At 43.4% G+C, this 15,438-nt stretch carries 14 protein-coding genes; 8 read left to right on the plus strand and 6 right to left on the minus strand.

From position 1 onward, the window contains the following. Window positions 1-140: 140 nt before the first annotated feature. Window positions 141-899: a Nif3-like dinuclear metal center hexameric protein gene (locus R7Z49_RS15605; protein ID WP_005382162.1), complete on the minus strand. Its 759-nt coding sequence runs from the start codon at window positions 897-899 to the stop codon at window positions 141-143. A gap of 232 nt (window positions 900-1,131) precedes the next feature. Here R7Z49_RS15605 and R7Z49_RS15610 point away from each other — a divergent pair, with 232 nt between their 5' ends. Beyond that, window positions 1,132-1,905 carry a DUF1853 family protein gene (locus R7Z49_RS15610; RefSeq protein WP_186584424.1) on the plus strand — a complete coding sequence of 258 codons (774 nt, stop codon included), beginning with the start codon at window positions 1,132-1,134 and terminating at the stop codon, window positions 1,903-1,905. A 61-nt stretch (window positions 1,906-1,966) separates the two neighbouring features. On the opposite strand, the gene pgm is transcribed toward R7Z49_RS15610, so the two are convergent. Continuing rightward, window positions 1,967-3,613: a phosphoglucomutase (alpha-D-glucose-1,6-bisphosphate-dependent) gene (gene pgm, locus R7Z49_RS15615; RefSeq protein ID WP_065274259.1), complete on the minus strand. Its 1,647-nt coding sequence runs from the start codon at window positions 3,611-3,613 to the stop codon at window positions 1,967-1,969. Window positions 3,614-3,705: 92 nt separating this feature from the next. Further along, window positions 3,706-4,248 carry a replication initiation negative regulator SeqA gene (gene seqA / locus R7Z49_RS15620; protein ID WP_005382149.1) on the minus strand — a complete coding sequence of 181 codons (543 nt, stop codon included), beginning with the start codon at window positions 4,246-4,248 and terminating at the stop codon, window positions 3,706-3,708. A 92-nt stretch (window positions 4,249-4,340) separates the two neighbouring features. Here seqA and R7Z49_RS15625 point away from each other — a divergent pair, with 92 nt between their 5' ends. The 3 genes from R7Z49_RS15625 (at window position 4,341) to fldA (ending at window position 6,024) form a co-directional block, all read left to right on the plus strand. Next, entirely contained in the window at window positions 4,341-5,108 is a 768-nt protein-coding gene (locus R7Z49_RS15625; RefSeq protein ID WP_017819953.1) for an alpha/beta fold hydrolase, read from the plus strand. A 112-nt stretch (window positions 5,109-5,220) separates the two neighbouring features. Continuing rightward, window positions 5,221-5,442, plus strand: coding sequence for a DUF2788 domain-containing protein (locus R7Z49_RS15630; protein WP_005393038.1), 222 nt, complete (start codon window positions 5,221-5,223; stop codon window positions 5,440-5,442). 48 nt (window positions 5,443-5,490) lie between these two features. After that, entirely contained in the window at window positions 5,491-6,024 is a 534-nt protein-coding gene (fldA, locus tag R7Z49_RS15635; RefSeq protein ID WP_005382146.1) for a flavodoxin FldA, read from the plus strand. A gap of 52 nt (window positions 6,025-6,076) precedes the next feature. Here the strand turns inward: fldA and R7Z49_RS15640 are convergent, their stop codons facing one another. Further along, entirely contained in the window at window positions 6,077-6,580 is a 504-nt protein-coding gene (locus R7Z49_RS15640; protein WP_005382144.1) for a DUF4442 domain-containing protein, read from the minus strand. 200 nt (window positions 6,581-6,780) lie between these two features. Here R7Z49_RS15640 and fcrX point away from each other — a divergent pair, with 200 nt between their 5' ends. Beyond that, window positions 6,781-7,230 (plus strand): ferric iron uptake transcriptional regulator FcrX, encoded by a 450-nt coding sequence (fcrX, locus tag R7Z49_RS15645; protein WP_005382141.1) that lies wholly within the window; start codon window positions 6,781-6,783, stop codon window positions 7,228-7,230. 222 nt (window positions 7,231-7,452) lie between these two features. On the opposite strand, the gene glnS is transcribed toward fcrX, so the two are convergent. Further along, window positions 7,453-9,123 (minus strand): glutamine--tRNA ligase, encoded by a 1,671-nt coding sequence (gene glnS / locus R7Z49_RS15650; protein WP_005382124.1) that lies wholly within the window; start codon window positions 9,121-9,123, stop codon window positions 7,453-7,455. A 276-nt stretch (window positions 9,124-9,399) separates the two neighbouring features. Next, window positions 9,400-10,893: an N-acetylglucosamine-specific PTS transporter subunit IIBC gene (nagE, locus tag R7Z49_RS15655; protein ID WP_318111815.1), complete on the minus strand. Its 1,494-nt coding sequence runs from the start codon at window positions 10,891-10,893 to the stop codon at window positions 9,400-9,402. A gap of 489 nt (window positions 10,894-11,382) precedes the next feature. Between nagE and nagA the strand changes: the two genes are divergently transcribed. The 3 genes from nagA to R7Z49_RS15670 all read left to right on the plus strand — a co-directional run bounded on the left by nagA (window position 11,383) and on the right by R7Z49_RS15670 (window position 15,407). After that, entirely contained in the window at window positions 11,383-12,519 is a 1,137-nt protein-coding gene (gene nagA / locus R7Z49_RS15660; protein ID WP_025766987.1) for an N-acetylglucosamine-6-phosphate deacetylase, read from the plus strand. Window positions 12,520-12,521: 2 nt separating this feature from the next. Then, window positions 12,522-13,736, plus strand: a complete 1,215-nt coding sequence (gene nagC, locus R7Z49_RS15665) for a DNA-binding transcriptional regulator NagC (protein WP_025766988.1) — start codon at window positions 12,522-12,524, stop codon at window positions 13,734-13,736. An 81-nt stretch (window positions 13,737-13,817) separates the two neighbouring features. Beyond that, window positions 13,818-15,407 carry a cation:proton antiporter family protein gene (locus tag R7Z49_RS15670; RefSeq protein WP_005384981.1) on the plus strand — a complete coding sequence of 530 codons (1,590 nt, stop codon included), beginning with the start codon at window positions 13,818-13,820 and terminating at the stop codon, window positions 15,405-15,407. Window positions 15,408-15,438 lie beyond the last annotated feature (31 nt).

Consider the following 15,438-nt stretch of genomic DNA (forward strand, 5'->3'; position numbering starts at 1 on the left):
ATGAGTAGTTTTACAGGCAAAGCCGAAACGGATGATAACCACCTACTGAAGTAGGTGGTTTAGGGCTGAAAACAAAAGGGTTGAGATTTTCGTCTCAACCCTTTTTTCTTTTTTGCGTTTAACGTTATTAATGGAGAACGCTAAACCGGATTATCAATATCGATAAACTCCACATGTAGGCCATATTCATCCGCTAGCCATTTGCCTAAGGCCTGAACACCATAACGCTCAGTAGCATGATGACCTGCAGCAAAGTAATGAATGTCCATTTCACGAGCAGTATAAGTGGTGCGCTCTGAAATTTCTCCAGAGATAAATGCATCCAGCCCGTGCTGTACAGCAAGTTCAATGAAATCCTGCCCTCCACCAGTACACCAGCCGACTGTCTCAATCATCTTATCAGTATTCTCTGGAGCGATATGCAGAGGCTCTCTTTCAAGAACTTGGTTGATCTTACTCGCAAATTCAACACCAGACATCGGCTTTTTCAAGCGCCCAAACATAGCAACTGACTGAGGGTGCCCTTCAAGCCCACCTTCTACTTCGATTTCAAGTAAGCGAGCTAATTCAGCGTTGTTGCCTAGCTCTGGATGAATATCTAGAGGAAGGTGATAACCATATAAGTTGATATCATTTTTGATCAGGCTACGAATTCGTTTACCTTTCATGCCACGAATTGGCTCAGGCTCACCTTTCCAAAAATAGCCATGATGAACAAGCAATGCGTCTGCATTAAGCTCAATCGCTTTATCGATTAAGGCTTGAGAGGCGGTTACGCCAGTGATAACACGCTTTACCGCTGATTTCCCTTCTACCTGTAACCCATTTGGTGCGTAATCTTTAATTAACTGCGGTGACAGTTTGTCATTAAGAATCTGTTCTAGCTTTAAGTTATTCATTATTACTTCCAATTTCTAGCGCATGTAAACCTAAATAACCTCTCGATGGAATCAGACGAAAGAGTGCAACCTAGTTGATACAGCAACGTTTTTGACATCTGGCACCTTGATATCATTTAGGTCTTTAAAGTGTATCTCGAACCCTAATATCGATGCTAGCCACCCTACCCTCAAAAGCAAATTTAGTTACAATAACAAAGCTTGTCGCCTCACCATAGATTTAGGGATACGGATGAACCAACTGCAACGCTTTTACCAATGGATCGCCACTTCACCTCCGCTTTTCAAGTTACGCCCTCCGTTTGCAACCTTAGAAGATGTCTCGGTCAAACCTTTGAATAGCTCAGAACAATACAATGGTAATCCGAGACTGGGTTTTTTATATCAGCACCTATGCACTGCGGCTCTTTCTAATTCAGGACGATATCAGATTATTGCCGAAGAAATTCAGTTAAACGACGCGGAAGGTAAGACCATTGGTGCTGTCGATTTGGTATTGAGGAATACAGAATCAAATCAGATAGAACATTGGGAAGTGGCGATTAAGTTTTATCTTCTTTACAACGGCATTTGGTATGGCCCGAATGCTCACGACCAGTTACATGCAAAATTGGATAGAATGCTCACGCATCAGCTGAAAATGAGCGATCGCCCGGAATTTCAAAAAATAATTCCTTTAAACGACTCTCCAGAAGAGCGCCTAATGATGCAAGGACGACTCTATATTAATCCGTTTACTCCAGAGCCAACTCCTAAGGAGTGCTTGGGTTATGAATTAAATCCAAGTCAGATTAGTGGTTACTGGTGCTATCAACGTCAATGGGATTTAATTGGTAAACCCCTTTATCATTTACATAAACCATGCTGGGCGACCGGTACAGATGATTTCTCTCAACCTATTGAAAAGCCTTTAGATCGATTCATACACGCACAAACGGAAGACGGTCAATTCTGGTTTGTGGTACCAGATTCATGGCCCGGAGATAAAGCGGTTCGGGGCACTTAAACATGAAAGGGTTGATGTTTTCACATCAACCCTTTGCTAGATACATTGACCATTGGATGTTTTACAAACCAGCGGCTGCAAACACTTGATTAACGATCTCTTGTGCTTCTGCTTCGATTTGTTTTAGGTGCTCTTCACCTTTGAAGCTTTCACAGTAAATCTTGTAGATGTCCTCTGTGCCTGATGGACGAGCAGCGAACCAACCGTTAGCTGTCGTTACTTTAAGGCCACCAATCGCAGCACCATTGCCTGGTGCATGCGTTAGACGAGCAGTGATCTCATCACCTGCTAGAGTTTCAGCCGCAACCATTTCTGGTGACAACTTCTTCAATACGTCTTTTTGTGGGCCATTTGCTACAGCTTGAATACGGTTGTACTTCGACTCACCGTGCTTCGCCGCTAGCTCTTCATAGTAATCTTGTGGGTTCTTACCCGTTACCGCAGTGATCTCTGCTGCTAGAAGGCATAGCAAGATGCCATCTTTGTCTGTTGACCAAGGCGTGCCATCTTTACGAAGGAAAGACGCACCAGCACTTTCTTCGCCGCCGAAACCAAACTTACCAGTGTACAGACCGTCTACAAACCATTTGAAACCAACAGGCACTTCACATAGCTCACGACCTAGATCCGCAACAACACGGTCAATCAGCGCACTTGAAACTAGTGTTTTACCAACAGCGACATCTTTACCCCACGCGTCACGATGACGGTACAAGTAGTCAATACAAACGGCTAAGAAGTGGTTCGGGTTCATCAAACCTTTTGGCGTAACGATACCGTGACGGTCGTAGTCAGGATCGTTACCAAATGCTAAATCGTATTCGTCTTTCAGTGCCAATAGACCCGCCATTGCGTAAGGAGAAGAACAGTCCATACGCACAACGCCGTCTTTATCTAGCGACATGAATTGGAAAGAAGGATCGATCGATTCACTTACTAGCGTTAGGTCTAGGTTGTATGCCTGACCAATTTGACGCCAGTAATCGATACCGCTGCCACCCAATGGATCTACACCAATCTTCAGGTTCGCTTTTTGGATTGCTTCCATATCAATAACGTTCACCAGGTCATCGATGTATGGCTTCACCAAGTCCATCTCTACAAACAGATCCGATGCTTTTGCTTCTGCTAGTGGTAGGCGTTTAACACCTTGTAAACCTCCAGCAATCAATTCGTTCGCACGATCTTCGATAGCTTGAGTCAACTCAGCTTCTGCAGGACCACCATGTGTCGGATTGTATTTGATACCGCCGTCTTGTGGTGGGTTATGTGATGGGGTAATAACGATACCGTCTGCTTTTTCATCGTGTTTGATGTTGTAAGTCAGAATCGCGTGTGAAATACCCGGTGTTGGCGTGTAACCGTTGTCTTGTTGGACAATCACTTTCACACCGTTTGCAATCAGTACTTCAATCACACTTGAGAAAGCAGGCTCAGATAGCGCATGAGTGTCTTTACCCACAAACAACGGGCCAGTTGTGCCTTGCTCAGCACGAACTTCTGCTACCGCTTGAGCGATCGCTAAAATGTGGTTTTCGTTAAAAGTGTGCTTGTCTGCAGTACCGCGGTGGCCAGAAGTACCAAATTGAACTTTGTGTTCTGCGTTTGCCGCGTCTGGTTGAAGTAAGAAGTAGTTAGCAACGAGTGCTGGGATATTGTGAAGATCTTCCTGCTGCGCTTTTTGCCCAGCACGAGGGTGCATAGCCATGTTTGACATCCTTTCTTTCAATACAAATAAAATTAAAAAAGCCTCATAATATCCGCTCACTGCGACGCATTATGAGGCTTCTATCAGGTTTCTTAGATTGAACCTGTTACTTTTTCTATTAAGTCAGGTTGGAACCCCATGTGTGCCATCACTTGTTCAACCATCTGTCTTTTACGACTTGTATTGTTATTCGTGATAACCCAAAACGGTGTGCCAGGAATGGCTTTTGGCTTGGTCGTATTACCGTTTGCTAGCAAGGTTTCTTCATTATCTGCAAAGTACACGCGTTTGCGTCCTTTTACATTCGTAGCCTGGGCGAAACCTTCTGGATTCAATTTATGTAAGGTCGATAATACCAACATAAAGCGATCAATCGCTTTTTTTAGACCGGCAAACTCATCAGAAATAAGCAGCGAACGCATTTCTTTCACTACATCAACAGATTCCGTTTTACCCGCATCTTTACTTACTACAATCCCTTGTGGCTTCTCTACTACAGGCGCGGCTTTAGCTTCCTGCAACTGACCATCAAGGTTTAAAAGGCGTCGCAAAATATCCGAGGCGCTTTCACCGATATGCTTAGTTTGACTAGCTATATAACGGTATAGATCCTCATCAACCTCAATTGTTTTCATTCGCTTTTCACATTCTCAATGTTTAAACTCTGGGGGATTATAACGAGATCCACGCGGATACTCCACGTTAAACCCATCACGAATAAGATAAAATGTCAGCATTACTCAACTATAAGCAGGAAGGCCAAGGCCAAACAGTTGTTTTGATTCACGGATTGTTTGGTAGTTTAAGTAATCTGGGTCTACTCGCCCGCGATCTTATTAAAGATCACACGGTGATCAGTATTGATCTGAGAAATCACGGCCTCTCTTTCCACTCCGAAGTCCATAACTATACCGATATGGCAAAAGATGTGGCTCAGCTCCTTCAGCACTTAAACGTTGAGCCATCTATTGTTATTGGTCACTCCATGGGCGGAAAAGTCGCGATGGCTCTTGTGGACATTGCGCCAAATGTAGTCAAGCAGTTAGTCGTTCTCGACATGGCGCCTGTAGCCTACACTACGAACCGTCACGATAATGTTTTTAACGGCTTACATGCTGTTATTAATGAAAAACCAGCAAATCGACAGCAAGCCATGGATATCCTAGCTCAACATATTGAACTCGATGGTGTAAGACAATTTCTCTCTAAATCACTGTACAAAAATGGCGATAAGATGGATTGGCGGTTTAACGTACCGAGCCTTTTTGAGAATTATGACCAAATTATTGGCTGGCAAGAAATCACACCAACAGATATCCCAACTTTATTTATCAAAGGCGGCGACTCTGACTACTTAATGCCAGAACATCAGCCGGCAGTGAAGCGACAATTTAACCATGCTAAAGCACACATTATCGCTGGCACTGGTCACTGGTTACACGCCGAGAAACCGACAGAAGTAATGAGAGTCATTCGAAAATACATTTCGAGTTAACAAATTCGAAAAGCAACACTAGATTATTGAAATAACCCTTCTTGTAGTGCATTAACTTTACCGTTTAACAGTGGTATAGTGCGCCCAAGATTTTTCGGCATGAAGGGCTAAAATGCTTTACGACTATATGGATATGCTCGAGTCTATTGGGCTCGATCTTCTTTTTGCTGCTATCTTTTTTTTCATCGGGATGGCGATAAAAGATGTGCTAAAGCAAGGCAATGTACCTGTTTTTGGTCGTCGTATTGTGTGGTTAGTCCTTTTCCTAGGCTGTGCTGGCTTTATTGCAAAAGGTGTAATTCAGCTAACTTGGGAAGGCTCAGGGTTAGGTTAAACCCTTAGTAGCATCGCCAATAACAAACAATGTAAAGGTATAGACTCTATGGCAAGTGTAGGTATCTTCTTCGGTAGCGACACAGGTAATACTGAAGCCGTTGCAAAGATGATTCAAAAGCAACTAGGTAAACATCTAGTTCACGTTCAAGACATCGCGAAAAGCAGCAAAGAAGACATTGATAACTTCGATCTTCTTCTTCTAGGTATCCCAACTTGGTACTACGGCGAAGCACAATGTGATTGGGATGACTTCTTCCCTGAACTTGAGCAAATCGACTTCTCTACTAAGCTAGTGGCTATCTTTGGCTGTGGCGACCAAGAAGACTACGCAGAATACTTCTGTGACGCGATGGGCACAGTCCGTGATATCGTTGAGTCTAAAGGCGGCACAATTCTTGGCCATACCTCGACAGAAGGCTACGAATTTGAAGCGTCTAAAGCACTTGTTGAAGGTGACGAAAGCCAATTCGTAGGTCTATGTATTGATGAAGACCGCCAACCAGAATTGACTGACGAGCGTGTTGAAAGCTGGGTTAAACAGATCTATGAAGAGATGTGTTTAGCTGAGCTAGAAGGCTAATCAAATTGAATGATGCAAAGACCTCCACTTGGAGGTCTTTTTGTATGTATTGTCACACAGCATCGGTAAGTACTTCCTCTTCGCGATACTGAGGTTTCTTTCTTACATAAAGCTTGCGTTGAACCTCTGAAACCACATTCCCCTGTTTATCTTTTACATGAGTAATAAACTCAGGAAAACACTTTTCTCCATTCCGTGTCATTTGATAAATGTTTTCCAGCATCCCTTCAGTGACCTCAAATTCTGCAAACAAATCACTTTGCCCCGGCTTAATAAAGTTAATGCTTGCCTCTTTATCCCACACATAATATTCCTCTCGTAGAATCCCCATCAGCATCAACGAGTAAATAGGATCAGTTAAAGAGAAAATACTGCCGCCATATTGGGTGCGATTGGCATTTTTATTCCACCAGCGAAGCTTTAAACGTACCTTTACAGTACGGAAGTCTTGAGAAATATGTAAGATTTTAATACCCGCCCCCCAAAAAGGAGGCCAAATATTGAGTGCGAACTTTACAATTCCTGGTTTGTATATCTTCGCTAGTCGCCTATTCATCGCTATCCCTGCCCTCTCCAAGCTTAATGTTACACAATTGTAACTGGTCAGAGCTGTAATATAATGGACCTGTTTCTAATTTACAAAAAGATTCTATTAACCCTTTGAAGTTCGTGGTTTAATGTTCCGAACGCTTATCCTATAATGGTAGGAAGATTGAATTCTGTTAAATCGCTGCAGATGATCCAACGGGAAAGTATATGTCAGATAATAATCAGGCGCTGAAGGATGCGGGTTTAAAAGTAACCCTTCCGAGGCTAAAAATTCTAGAAGTACTTCAGCAGCCAGACTGCCAGCACATCAGTGCTGAAGATTTGTACAAAAAGTTGATTGATCTAGGTGAAGAAATTGGCCTAGCAACTGTTTACCGAGTTCTAAACCAGTTCGACGATGCTGGTATTGTAACTCGCCACCACTTTGAAGGTGGAAAGTCAGTCTTCGAATTATCGACTCAACATCACCACGACCACCTAGTGTGCCTAGACTGTGGTGAGGTAATTGAATTTTCTGACGATCTTATTGAAGAACGTCAAAAAGAGATTGCAGCTAAGTACAATGTCACACTAACAAACCACAGCTTATACTTGTACGGCAAGTGTAGCGATGGTGGTTGTAAAGACAATCCAGATGCACACAAACCGAAAAAATAAGGGTTTGTTAATTTAAAAAGTAAACGTCAGCACATGCTGGCGTTTTTTGTTTCTAGAAGTCAGAACCTTAGACGTCAGTACTTTGGTTACAGAACAAAAGCTACTAAACACCCATCTTTTTTCTCCACAGTTTTGCACATCTATATAGCACTCTGTGGGATTAGGTATAAAAAATGCCAGCGTTTGCTGGCATTTTTTCATCGTTCTCAGCATTAATTGAGATTATTGATTCTCAATTTTTGCCCAGGTATCACGTAGACCAACCGTGCGGTTGAATACTAGATTATCTGCTGAAGAGTCTTTCGAGTCTGCACAGAAGTAACCCATACGTTCAAACTGGTAACCTTTTTCTGCTTCTGCAGAAGCTAGGCTAGGCTCGACGAAGCCATTGATCACAACTAATGATTCAGGGTTGATAGTAGAAGCAAAATCTTCCGCTGCGCCTGGGTTTGGCACCGTAAATAAACGATCGTACAGACGAATTTCCGCAGGAAGAGCTTTATCAGCTGACACCCAATGAATAACGCCTTTCACTTTACGACCATCTGCTGGGTTTTTACCTAGCGTATCTGCATCGTAAGAACAGAAGATCGTTGTGATGTTGCCTTCGGCATCTTTTTCAACGCGCTCAGCTTTGATCACGTAAGCACCACGTAAACGAACTTCTTTACCTAGCACTAAACGCTTGTACTTTTTGTTCGCTTCTTCACGGAAGTCTTCACGCTCAATCCACAATTCACGCGTGAATGGCACTTCACGCACGCCCATTTCAGGTTTATTTGGGTGGTTGGCAACTGTCAAGTTTTCTACTGCGCCTGCTTCAAAGTTTTCGATAACAACTTTAACAGGATCCAGTACAGCCATTGCACGCGGAGCGTTCTCGTTTAGGTCATCACGAATACAAGATTCTAATGAACTAAACTCGATCATATTTTCTTGCTTCGTTACACCAATACGCTTACAAAACTCACGAATAGATGCAGGTGTGAAGCCACGACGACGCAGACCTGAGACAGTCGGCATACGTGGATCATCCCAACCATTAACCAGTTTTTCAGTAACTAGCTGGTTAAGCTTACGCTTAGACATCACTGTGTATTCAAGGTTTAAACGACTGAACTCGTATTGATGTGGACGGCTTTCGATCGTGATGTTGTCTAGAACCCAATCGTACAGACGACGGTTATCCATGAATTCAAGCGTACAAATAGAGTGCGTAATGCCTTCTAATGCATCAGAAATACAGTGCGTAAAGTCGTACATTGGGTAAATGCACCACTTATCACCAGTTTGGTGGTGCGTAGCAAAACGCACTCGGTATAAAACTGGATCGCGCATGACCATGAATGAAGAACCCATGTCGATTTTAGCACGAAGACACGCTTTACCTTCTTCAAATTCACCAGCGCGCATTTTTTCAAACAACGCCAAGTTCTCTTCAACAGAACGGTCACGGTATGGACTTGGTTTACCTGGCGCCTTTAGTGTGCCGCGGTATTCACGAATTTGCTCTGGACTTAGCTCATCTACGTACGCTAAGCCTTTGTTAATCAATTCAATTGCATATTCGTAAAGCTTATCGAAGTAGTTTGATGAGTAACATACTTCACCACTCCACTCAAAGCCCAACCAGTTTACATCTTTCTTGATAGACTCAACGTATTCGATGTCTTCTTTTTCAGGGTTTGTATCGTCGAAACGCAGATTACATTGACCCTGGTAGTCCTGAGCAATACCGAAGTTCAAACAGATAGACTTAGCATGACCGATATGCAGGTAGCCATTTGGCTCCGGCGGGAATCGAGTATGCACGCTAGTGTGTTTACCATCCGCTAGATCTTTATCAATGATCTGGCGAATAAAGTTTGATGGACGAGCATCAGCTTCACTCATCTATAGCACCTCAAAAATATTAGTATTGTCAGAGAAAACGGAACCCTGTATCCAAGTATGGTTTCACAGAGTACATTGTTCCTAATGATCCACAATTCTAAGCAATTAGACAACAAGAACTCGCTCTAAAACGACAATATTTATCGAGTTAGCGTGAAAGCAAAGCAGATTCAAAGGGCCTAAACTAAAAAAGGCCTCCTGCGGAGGCCTTTTGCGATGTTGTAGTATCAATTGTTTGCAATACCAATAACAAACAATCACACCACTATTAAACAGTTAAGCTGGTAGCCGAACACCACTTAAGTCTTCATCTTTAGATACATTCTTCATCTCACCAGCAACAATCTCTGCTAGTGGACCAAGGATAACTTGTAGGTTGTTTGTACCTAGCTTCACAACTCCCATAGCTCCAAGATCTTTCAGAGTTTTCTCATTGATAACGCTCATATCTTTCACAGAAAGGCGCAAACGAGTAATACAGGCATCGATAGAACTTAGGTTGTCATGACCGCCAAGTGCTTTCAAGTACTGACGAGCAAGCTCTGAAGAATTGCTTGATCCAGCCACGTTAGATGAAGCTTCTTCATCATCTTCACGTCCCGGTGTTTTAAGGCCAAACTTAACAATCACGGTACGGAACACGAAGTAGTAAACCGCAAAGAAACCAAGACCTTGTACAATGAGCATGTACCAGTTTACCGCTAGCGGGTTACGAGTCGACAATACTAAGTCGACTAAACCAGCAGAGAAACCGAAACCTGCAATCCACTGCATTGATGCCGCGATATAAACTGATAGACCAGTCAGCGCTGCGTGAAGAACGTACAGTCCTGGAGCAAGGAACATGAATGCAAATTCAAGTGGTTCTGTTACACCTGTAAAGAATGAAGCAAACGCAGCCGCAATCATGATAGATGCCACTTTCTCTTTATTCTTTGATTTCGCAGTATGGTACATCGCTAGAGCAGCGCCTGGTAAACCAAACATCATGATTGGGAAGAAGCCCGCTTGGTACATCCCTGTAACACCTACCGTTGCCGTGCCTTCAGCTAATGATTTCGCACCGCCAAGGAAGTTTGGAATGTCATTAATACCAGCAACATCAAACCAGAACACTGAGTTTAGTGCATGGTGCAGACCAACAGGAATTAGAAGACGGTTGAAGAATGCATAAACACCTGCACCTGCTTCACCCATACCTTGAATGCTTTCTCCAAAACTGACCAGACCGCCGTAAACTGATGGCCAAACGTACATCAGGATGAACGCAATAACGATACCAGCAAAAGACGTTAGGATAGGTACAAGACGCTTACCAGAGAAAAACGCCAGTGCTTTGTGCAGCTCTACGTGAGAAAAACGGTTGTACAACTCAGCAGAAACAATACCAACCAAGATACCTACGAACTGGTTATTGATTTTACCAAATGCAGCAGGTACTTCACTTGGGTCAATGCCTTGAATTTGTGATACTGCACCAGGGGCCAAAAGCGTTGTGACAACTAAGAAGCCCACGAAGCCTGAAAGTGCAGCGGCGCCATCTTTGTCTTTAGACATTCCGTAAGCAACACCAACAGCGAACAATACTGACATGTTGTCAATGATCGCTGCACCAGCTTTAATAAGAAATGCAGCAAGTGCACTGTTTGCGCCCCAGCCATTTGGGTCGATCCAGTAGCCAATACCCATGAGTATTGCTGCTGCAGGAAGTGTGGCAACCGGCACCATAAGCGCCTTACCCACCTTCTGGAAGTATCCGAGAATGTTCACCTTAAGTTCCCCCTATAGGATTAGATGTTATGTTGAATGACTTATTTCAGCCGTCCAATTTAGTCATCCTAAGTTTATGATATTAATTTTGCTCCGCAAATTAAAAGCTCACCGTTTGTGATCATAATCACCACAATTTGCCCTTTCGGAAGGTTTTTGCTAGCGAGATCATAAAACTTATTTTATTATACGAAAAAATGGCGTTTTAAAGATAATATTCTCGCACTTTATGCAAGGCAGAATCAGTGTTATTTTGGTATCTAGGCGGGTAAATCACTGTAACTTTGCTCTGAAAAAGAATCATAAAAAACCATACAATTATTACTTTTCAGTTAGTTACTATGACAATAACATCGATAAAACGCGACTTGCTGTATGTGACTCGTTATCTAATTCAGTGATACAAACTAAGTACCCATATGACTGAAGCAGTCTCTACTTAGATAACGATATAGAAATTGAATTCTCATCTATAAGGACTAGCTGACTATGTACGCGCTAAGTAACTGTAAAATTTATACCGGTAGTGATGTTCTTACCGATCATGCGGTCATCATCGAAAACGATCTTATTCAATCTATTGTGCCGGTTTCTGAGCTACCTCAAAGCATCGAACTAAAAGACCTTGCAGGCGCTAATCTAAGTCCAGGCTTTATCGATCTGCAGTTGAACGGTTGTGGCGGTGTAATGCTAAACGATGCAATTACCCCTGAAACCATGCAAATCATGCACCAGGCAAACCTCAAATCTGGCTGTACTAGCTTCCTGCCAACACTCATTACGTCATCTGATGAAGATATGCGAACTGCAATTGCCGCAGCTCGTGAGTACCACAACAAGTATCAAAATCAATCGCTTGGTTTACACCTCGAAGGTCCTTACCTTAACGTCGCGAAAAAAGGCATCCATAACGTAGATTTTATTCGCCCATCAGACGAAAGCATGATCGACCTTATCTGCACAAACGCCGATATCGTAGCGAAAGTAACACTAGCACCTGAGCATAACGACCCAGAGCATATTGCGCGATTAAAGGCTGCTGGCATCGTAGTTTCAATTGGCCACACAAATGCAACCTACGCCGAAGCACGTAAAAGCTTTGAAGCAGGCATTACTTTTGCTACACACCTCTTTAATGCAATGACACCAATGGTTGGTCGTGAACCAGGAGTTGTTGGTGCAATTTACGATACTCCTGACGTATATGCTGGCATTATTGCTGATGGTTTTCACGTCGACTACGCAAACATCCGAATTGCTCATAAAATCAAAGGTGAAAAGCTTGTTTTGGTGACGGATGCCACAGCTCCAGCAGGTGCTAACATTGATCACTTTATTTTTGTCGGTAAGAAAGTATATTACCGAGATGGTAAGTGTGTTGATGAAAATGGCACGCTAGGCGGCTCAGCTTTGACAATGATTGAAGCAGTTCAGAATTCAGTTGAGCACGCGGGGATCGCTTTAGACGAAGCTCTACGAATGGCCACGTTATACCCAGCAACAGCAATTGGTGTTGAGGATCGCCTTGGCCGAGTTCGAAAAGGGATGGTTGCAAACCTGACTATTTTCGATCGTGACTTTAAAGTAAAAGCGACGGTTGTTAACGGACAATACGAGCAAAATTAAGCATGAATGGCGGACAGATTGGTAATGTAGATTTAGTAAAACAGCTTAACAGCGCTGCGGTATATAGGCTGATTGATCAGCAAGGTCCTATCTCCCGTATTCAAGTCGCGGACGTGAGTCAGCTCGCGCCTGCTAGTGTTACCAAAATAACCCGCCAACTTTTAGAGCGCGGCCTTATTAAGGAGGTCGCCCAACAAGCTTCAACTGGTGGTCGTCGTGCGATCTCTTTGACTACTGAAGTCAAACCTTTTCATTCGATTGCCGTTCGCTTAGGTCGAGATTACGTACAGTTCAGTTTATACGATTTAGGTGGTACCGCGCTGGCAGAAGATCAGCATGAACTGCACTACACTAACCAAGCAGACTTAATCGCAGGACTTATCGATTTATTAAAAGATTTCGTAAACCGTTGCGAAGACAAAATTGATCAACTCATCGCTATCGGCATCACTTTACCGGGCCTTGTTAACCCAACAACTGGCGTGGTCGAATACATGCCTAATACCGATATCGATAATCTTGCTCTCGGTGAAATTGTTGGAGAGAAGTTTAATACAGCATGCTTTGTTGGCAACGACGTACGTGGCATGGCGTTGGCTGAGCACTACTTTGGAGCAAGCCAAGACTGCCAGGATTCTATTTTGGTTAGCGTCCACCGCGGTACTGGCGCAGGTATTATCGTTAACGGCCAGGTTTTTCTTGGTTTTAACCGCAACGTCGGTGAAATTGGTCATATCCAAATTGACCCGCTTGGTGAGCAATGCCAATGTGGAAACTTTGGCTGTTTAGAAACCGTAGCTGCAAACCCAGCGATTATTCAACGAGTGAAGCAACTGATTACTCAAGGATACGAATCAAGCTTAACCGACCTTGAAAACATCACAATTGAAGCGGTATGTCAGCACGCAATGAATGGTGATGAACTTGCGAAACAGAGTTTAGTGCGAGTGGGCAACCAGCTAGGTAAAGCGATTGCGATTACGGTTAACTTATTTAATCCACAGAAAATTGTAATTGCTGGCGATATTACTGCAGCACAAGATATTGTTTTCCCTGCAATTCAACGCAACGTAGAGAATCAATCTCTTAAAACTTTCCATAACGACCTCCCTATCGTGGCTTCTCACATTGATAAGCAGCCAACGATGGGCGCATTTGCGATGATTAAACGCGCTATGCTAAACGGAGTTTTGTTACAAAAGTTACTGGAAGACTAAGTTTATACAACCAATTGAGTTACAATCTCGGGCTGTGTTTTCACAGCCCGTTTTTGTATATCAGGAATACAGCTCAACAGTATGGAAATTATTCTAATTACAGCCGCTTTTTTAGCTGGTTTTATTGCGCTTAAATGCAGCCTCCCTCCCCTCGTTGGTTTTCTACTAGCTGGATTTGGCTTGCATGCATTTGGTTACCAAAGCAATGACGTTATTGTCACTCTCGCAGATCTTGGTGTTACTCTTCTTCTGTTTACTATTGGACTCAAACTCGATGTAAAAACCCTGCTGTCCAAAGAAATATGGGGAGGGGCAACCGCCCACAACATACTCTCTACCGCTTTTTTTGCCCTAGCGTTATCCGGCTTAAAACTACTGGGCTTGACTTCGCTAGCCAGTATGGACGGCAGCCAAATCCTGCTTTTAGCTTTTGCACTATCGTTCTCTAGTACCGTTTTTGCCGTAAAAGCATTGCAAGAAAAAGGCGAAATGAACGCGACCTACGGCACACTCGCGATCGGTATCTTGGTTATGCAAGATATTTTTGCCGTAGTATTCCTGACTGCTTCAACCGGAAAAGTCCCAGAATGGTATGCCATCGGTTTGTTCGCACTGCCTTTCCTTCGTCCCCTATTCTATAAGCTGCTCGATAAAGTTGGCCACGGCGAAATGCTGGTGCTATTCGGTATTTTCTTCGCGCTTGTTGTCGGTGCTGGGCTATTCGAGTTGGTCGGGATGAAACCAGACTTGGGCGCGCTAATTTTAGGCATGCTACTCGCAGGTCACCCAAAAGCCTCAGAACTATCCAAGTCATTATTCAATATGAAGGAGCTCTTTTTAGTCTGCTTCTTTTTGAACATTGGTTTATCCGCCTCATTGAGCGTGAATGGCGTCGTTCTCGCCCTGCTATTTATCTTACTGCTACCAATCAAAGGACTCTTGTACTTCGTCACTATTAATCATTTTAAGTTTCGAGTACGTACCTCTTTGCTCGCCTCTTTATCACTATTTAACTACAGTGAGTTTGGTCTTATTGTTGCTGGGTTGGCCTATAAAATGGGCTGGATGCCAAGTGATATGCTTGCTGCGATTGCGGTTGCGGTGTCGGTATCCTTTGTAATTTCCGCGCCACTTAACCGCCTTAGCCATAAAATTTATCAACATTCAGGTAAGTGGCTGCAAGAGACAGCGGTAGAAAAGCTCAATCAACGCGACCAACTCATCAACCCAGGTCATGCCCAAGTATTGATCTTAGGTATGGGGCGTATTGGAACGGGCGCTTATGATGAGCTACGTTCACGCTATGGCAAAATTTCATTGGGTATAGAAATTCGTGAAGACGCTGCACATCATCATCGTTCAGAAGGAAGAAATGTGATTTCTGGTGATGCCACCGACCCGGATTTCTGGGAGCGAATTTTAGATACAGGTCATGTAAAACTGGTTCTGCTTGCAATGCCACATCATCAAGGTAACCAAACAGCACTTGAGCAGCTTAAACGCAGAAAATATAAGGGGCAAATTGCCGCTATCGCCGAATACCCAGATCAATTGGAAGGCTTACTTGAAAATGGCGTTGACGCAGCATTCAATATTTATAGTGAAGCTGGTAGCGGTTTTGCTCGACACGTCTGTAAACAACTTCAACCTAAATTCACACCAATTAAATAAGCAACAGCACTGATATTTTTCGGAAGGCTTT

Origin of the sequence: Vibrio sp. 1562 (assembly GCF_033340155.1) — a bacterium.
Classification (GTDB): Bacteria; Pseudomonadota; Gammaproteobacteria; order Enterobacterales; family Vibrionaceae; genus Vibrio; species Vibrio alginolyticus.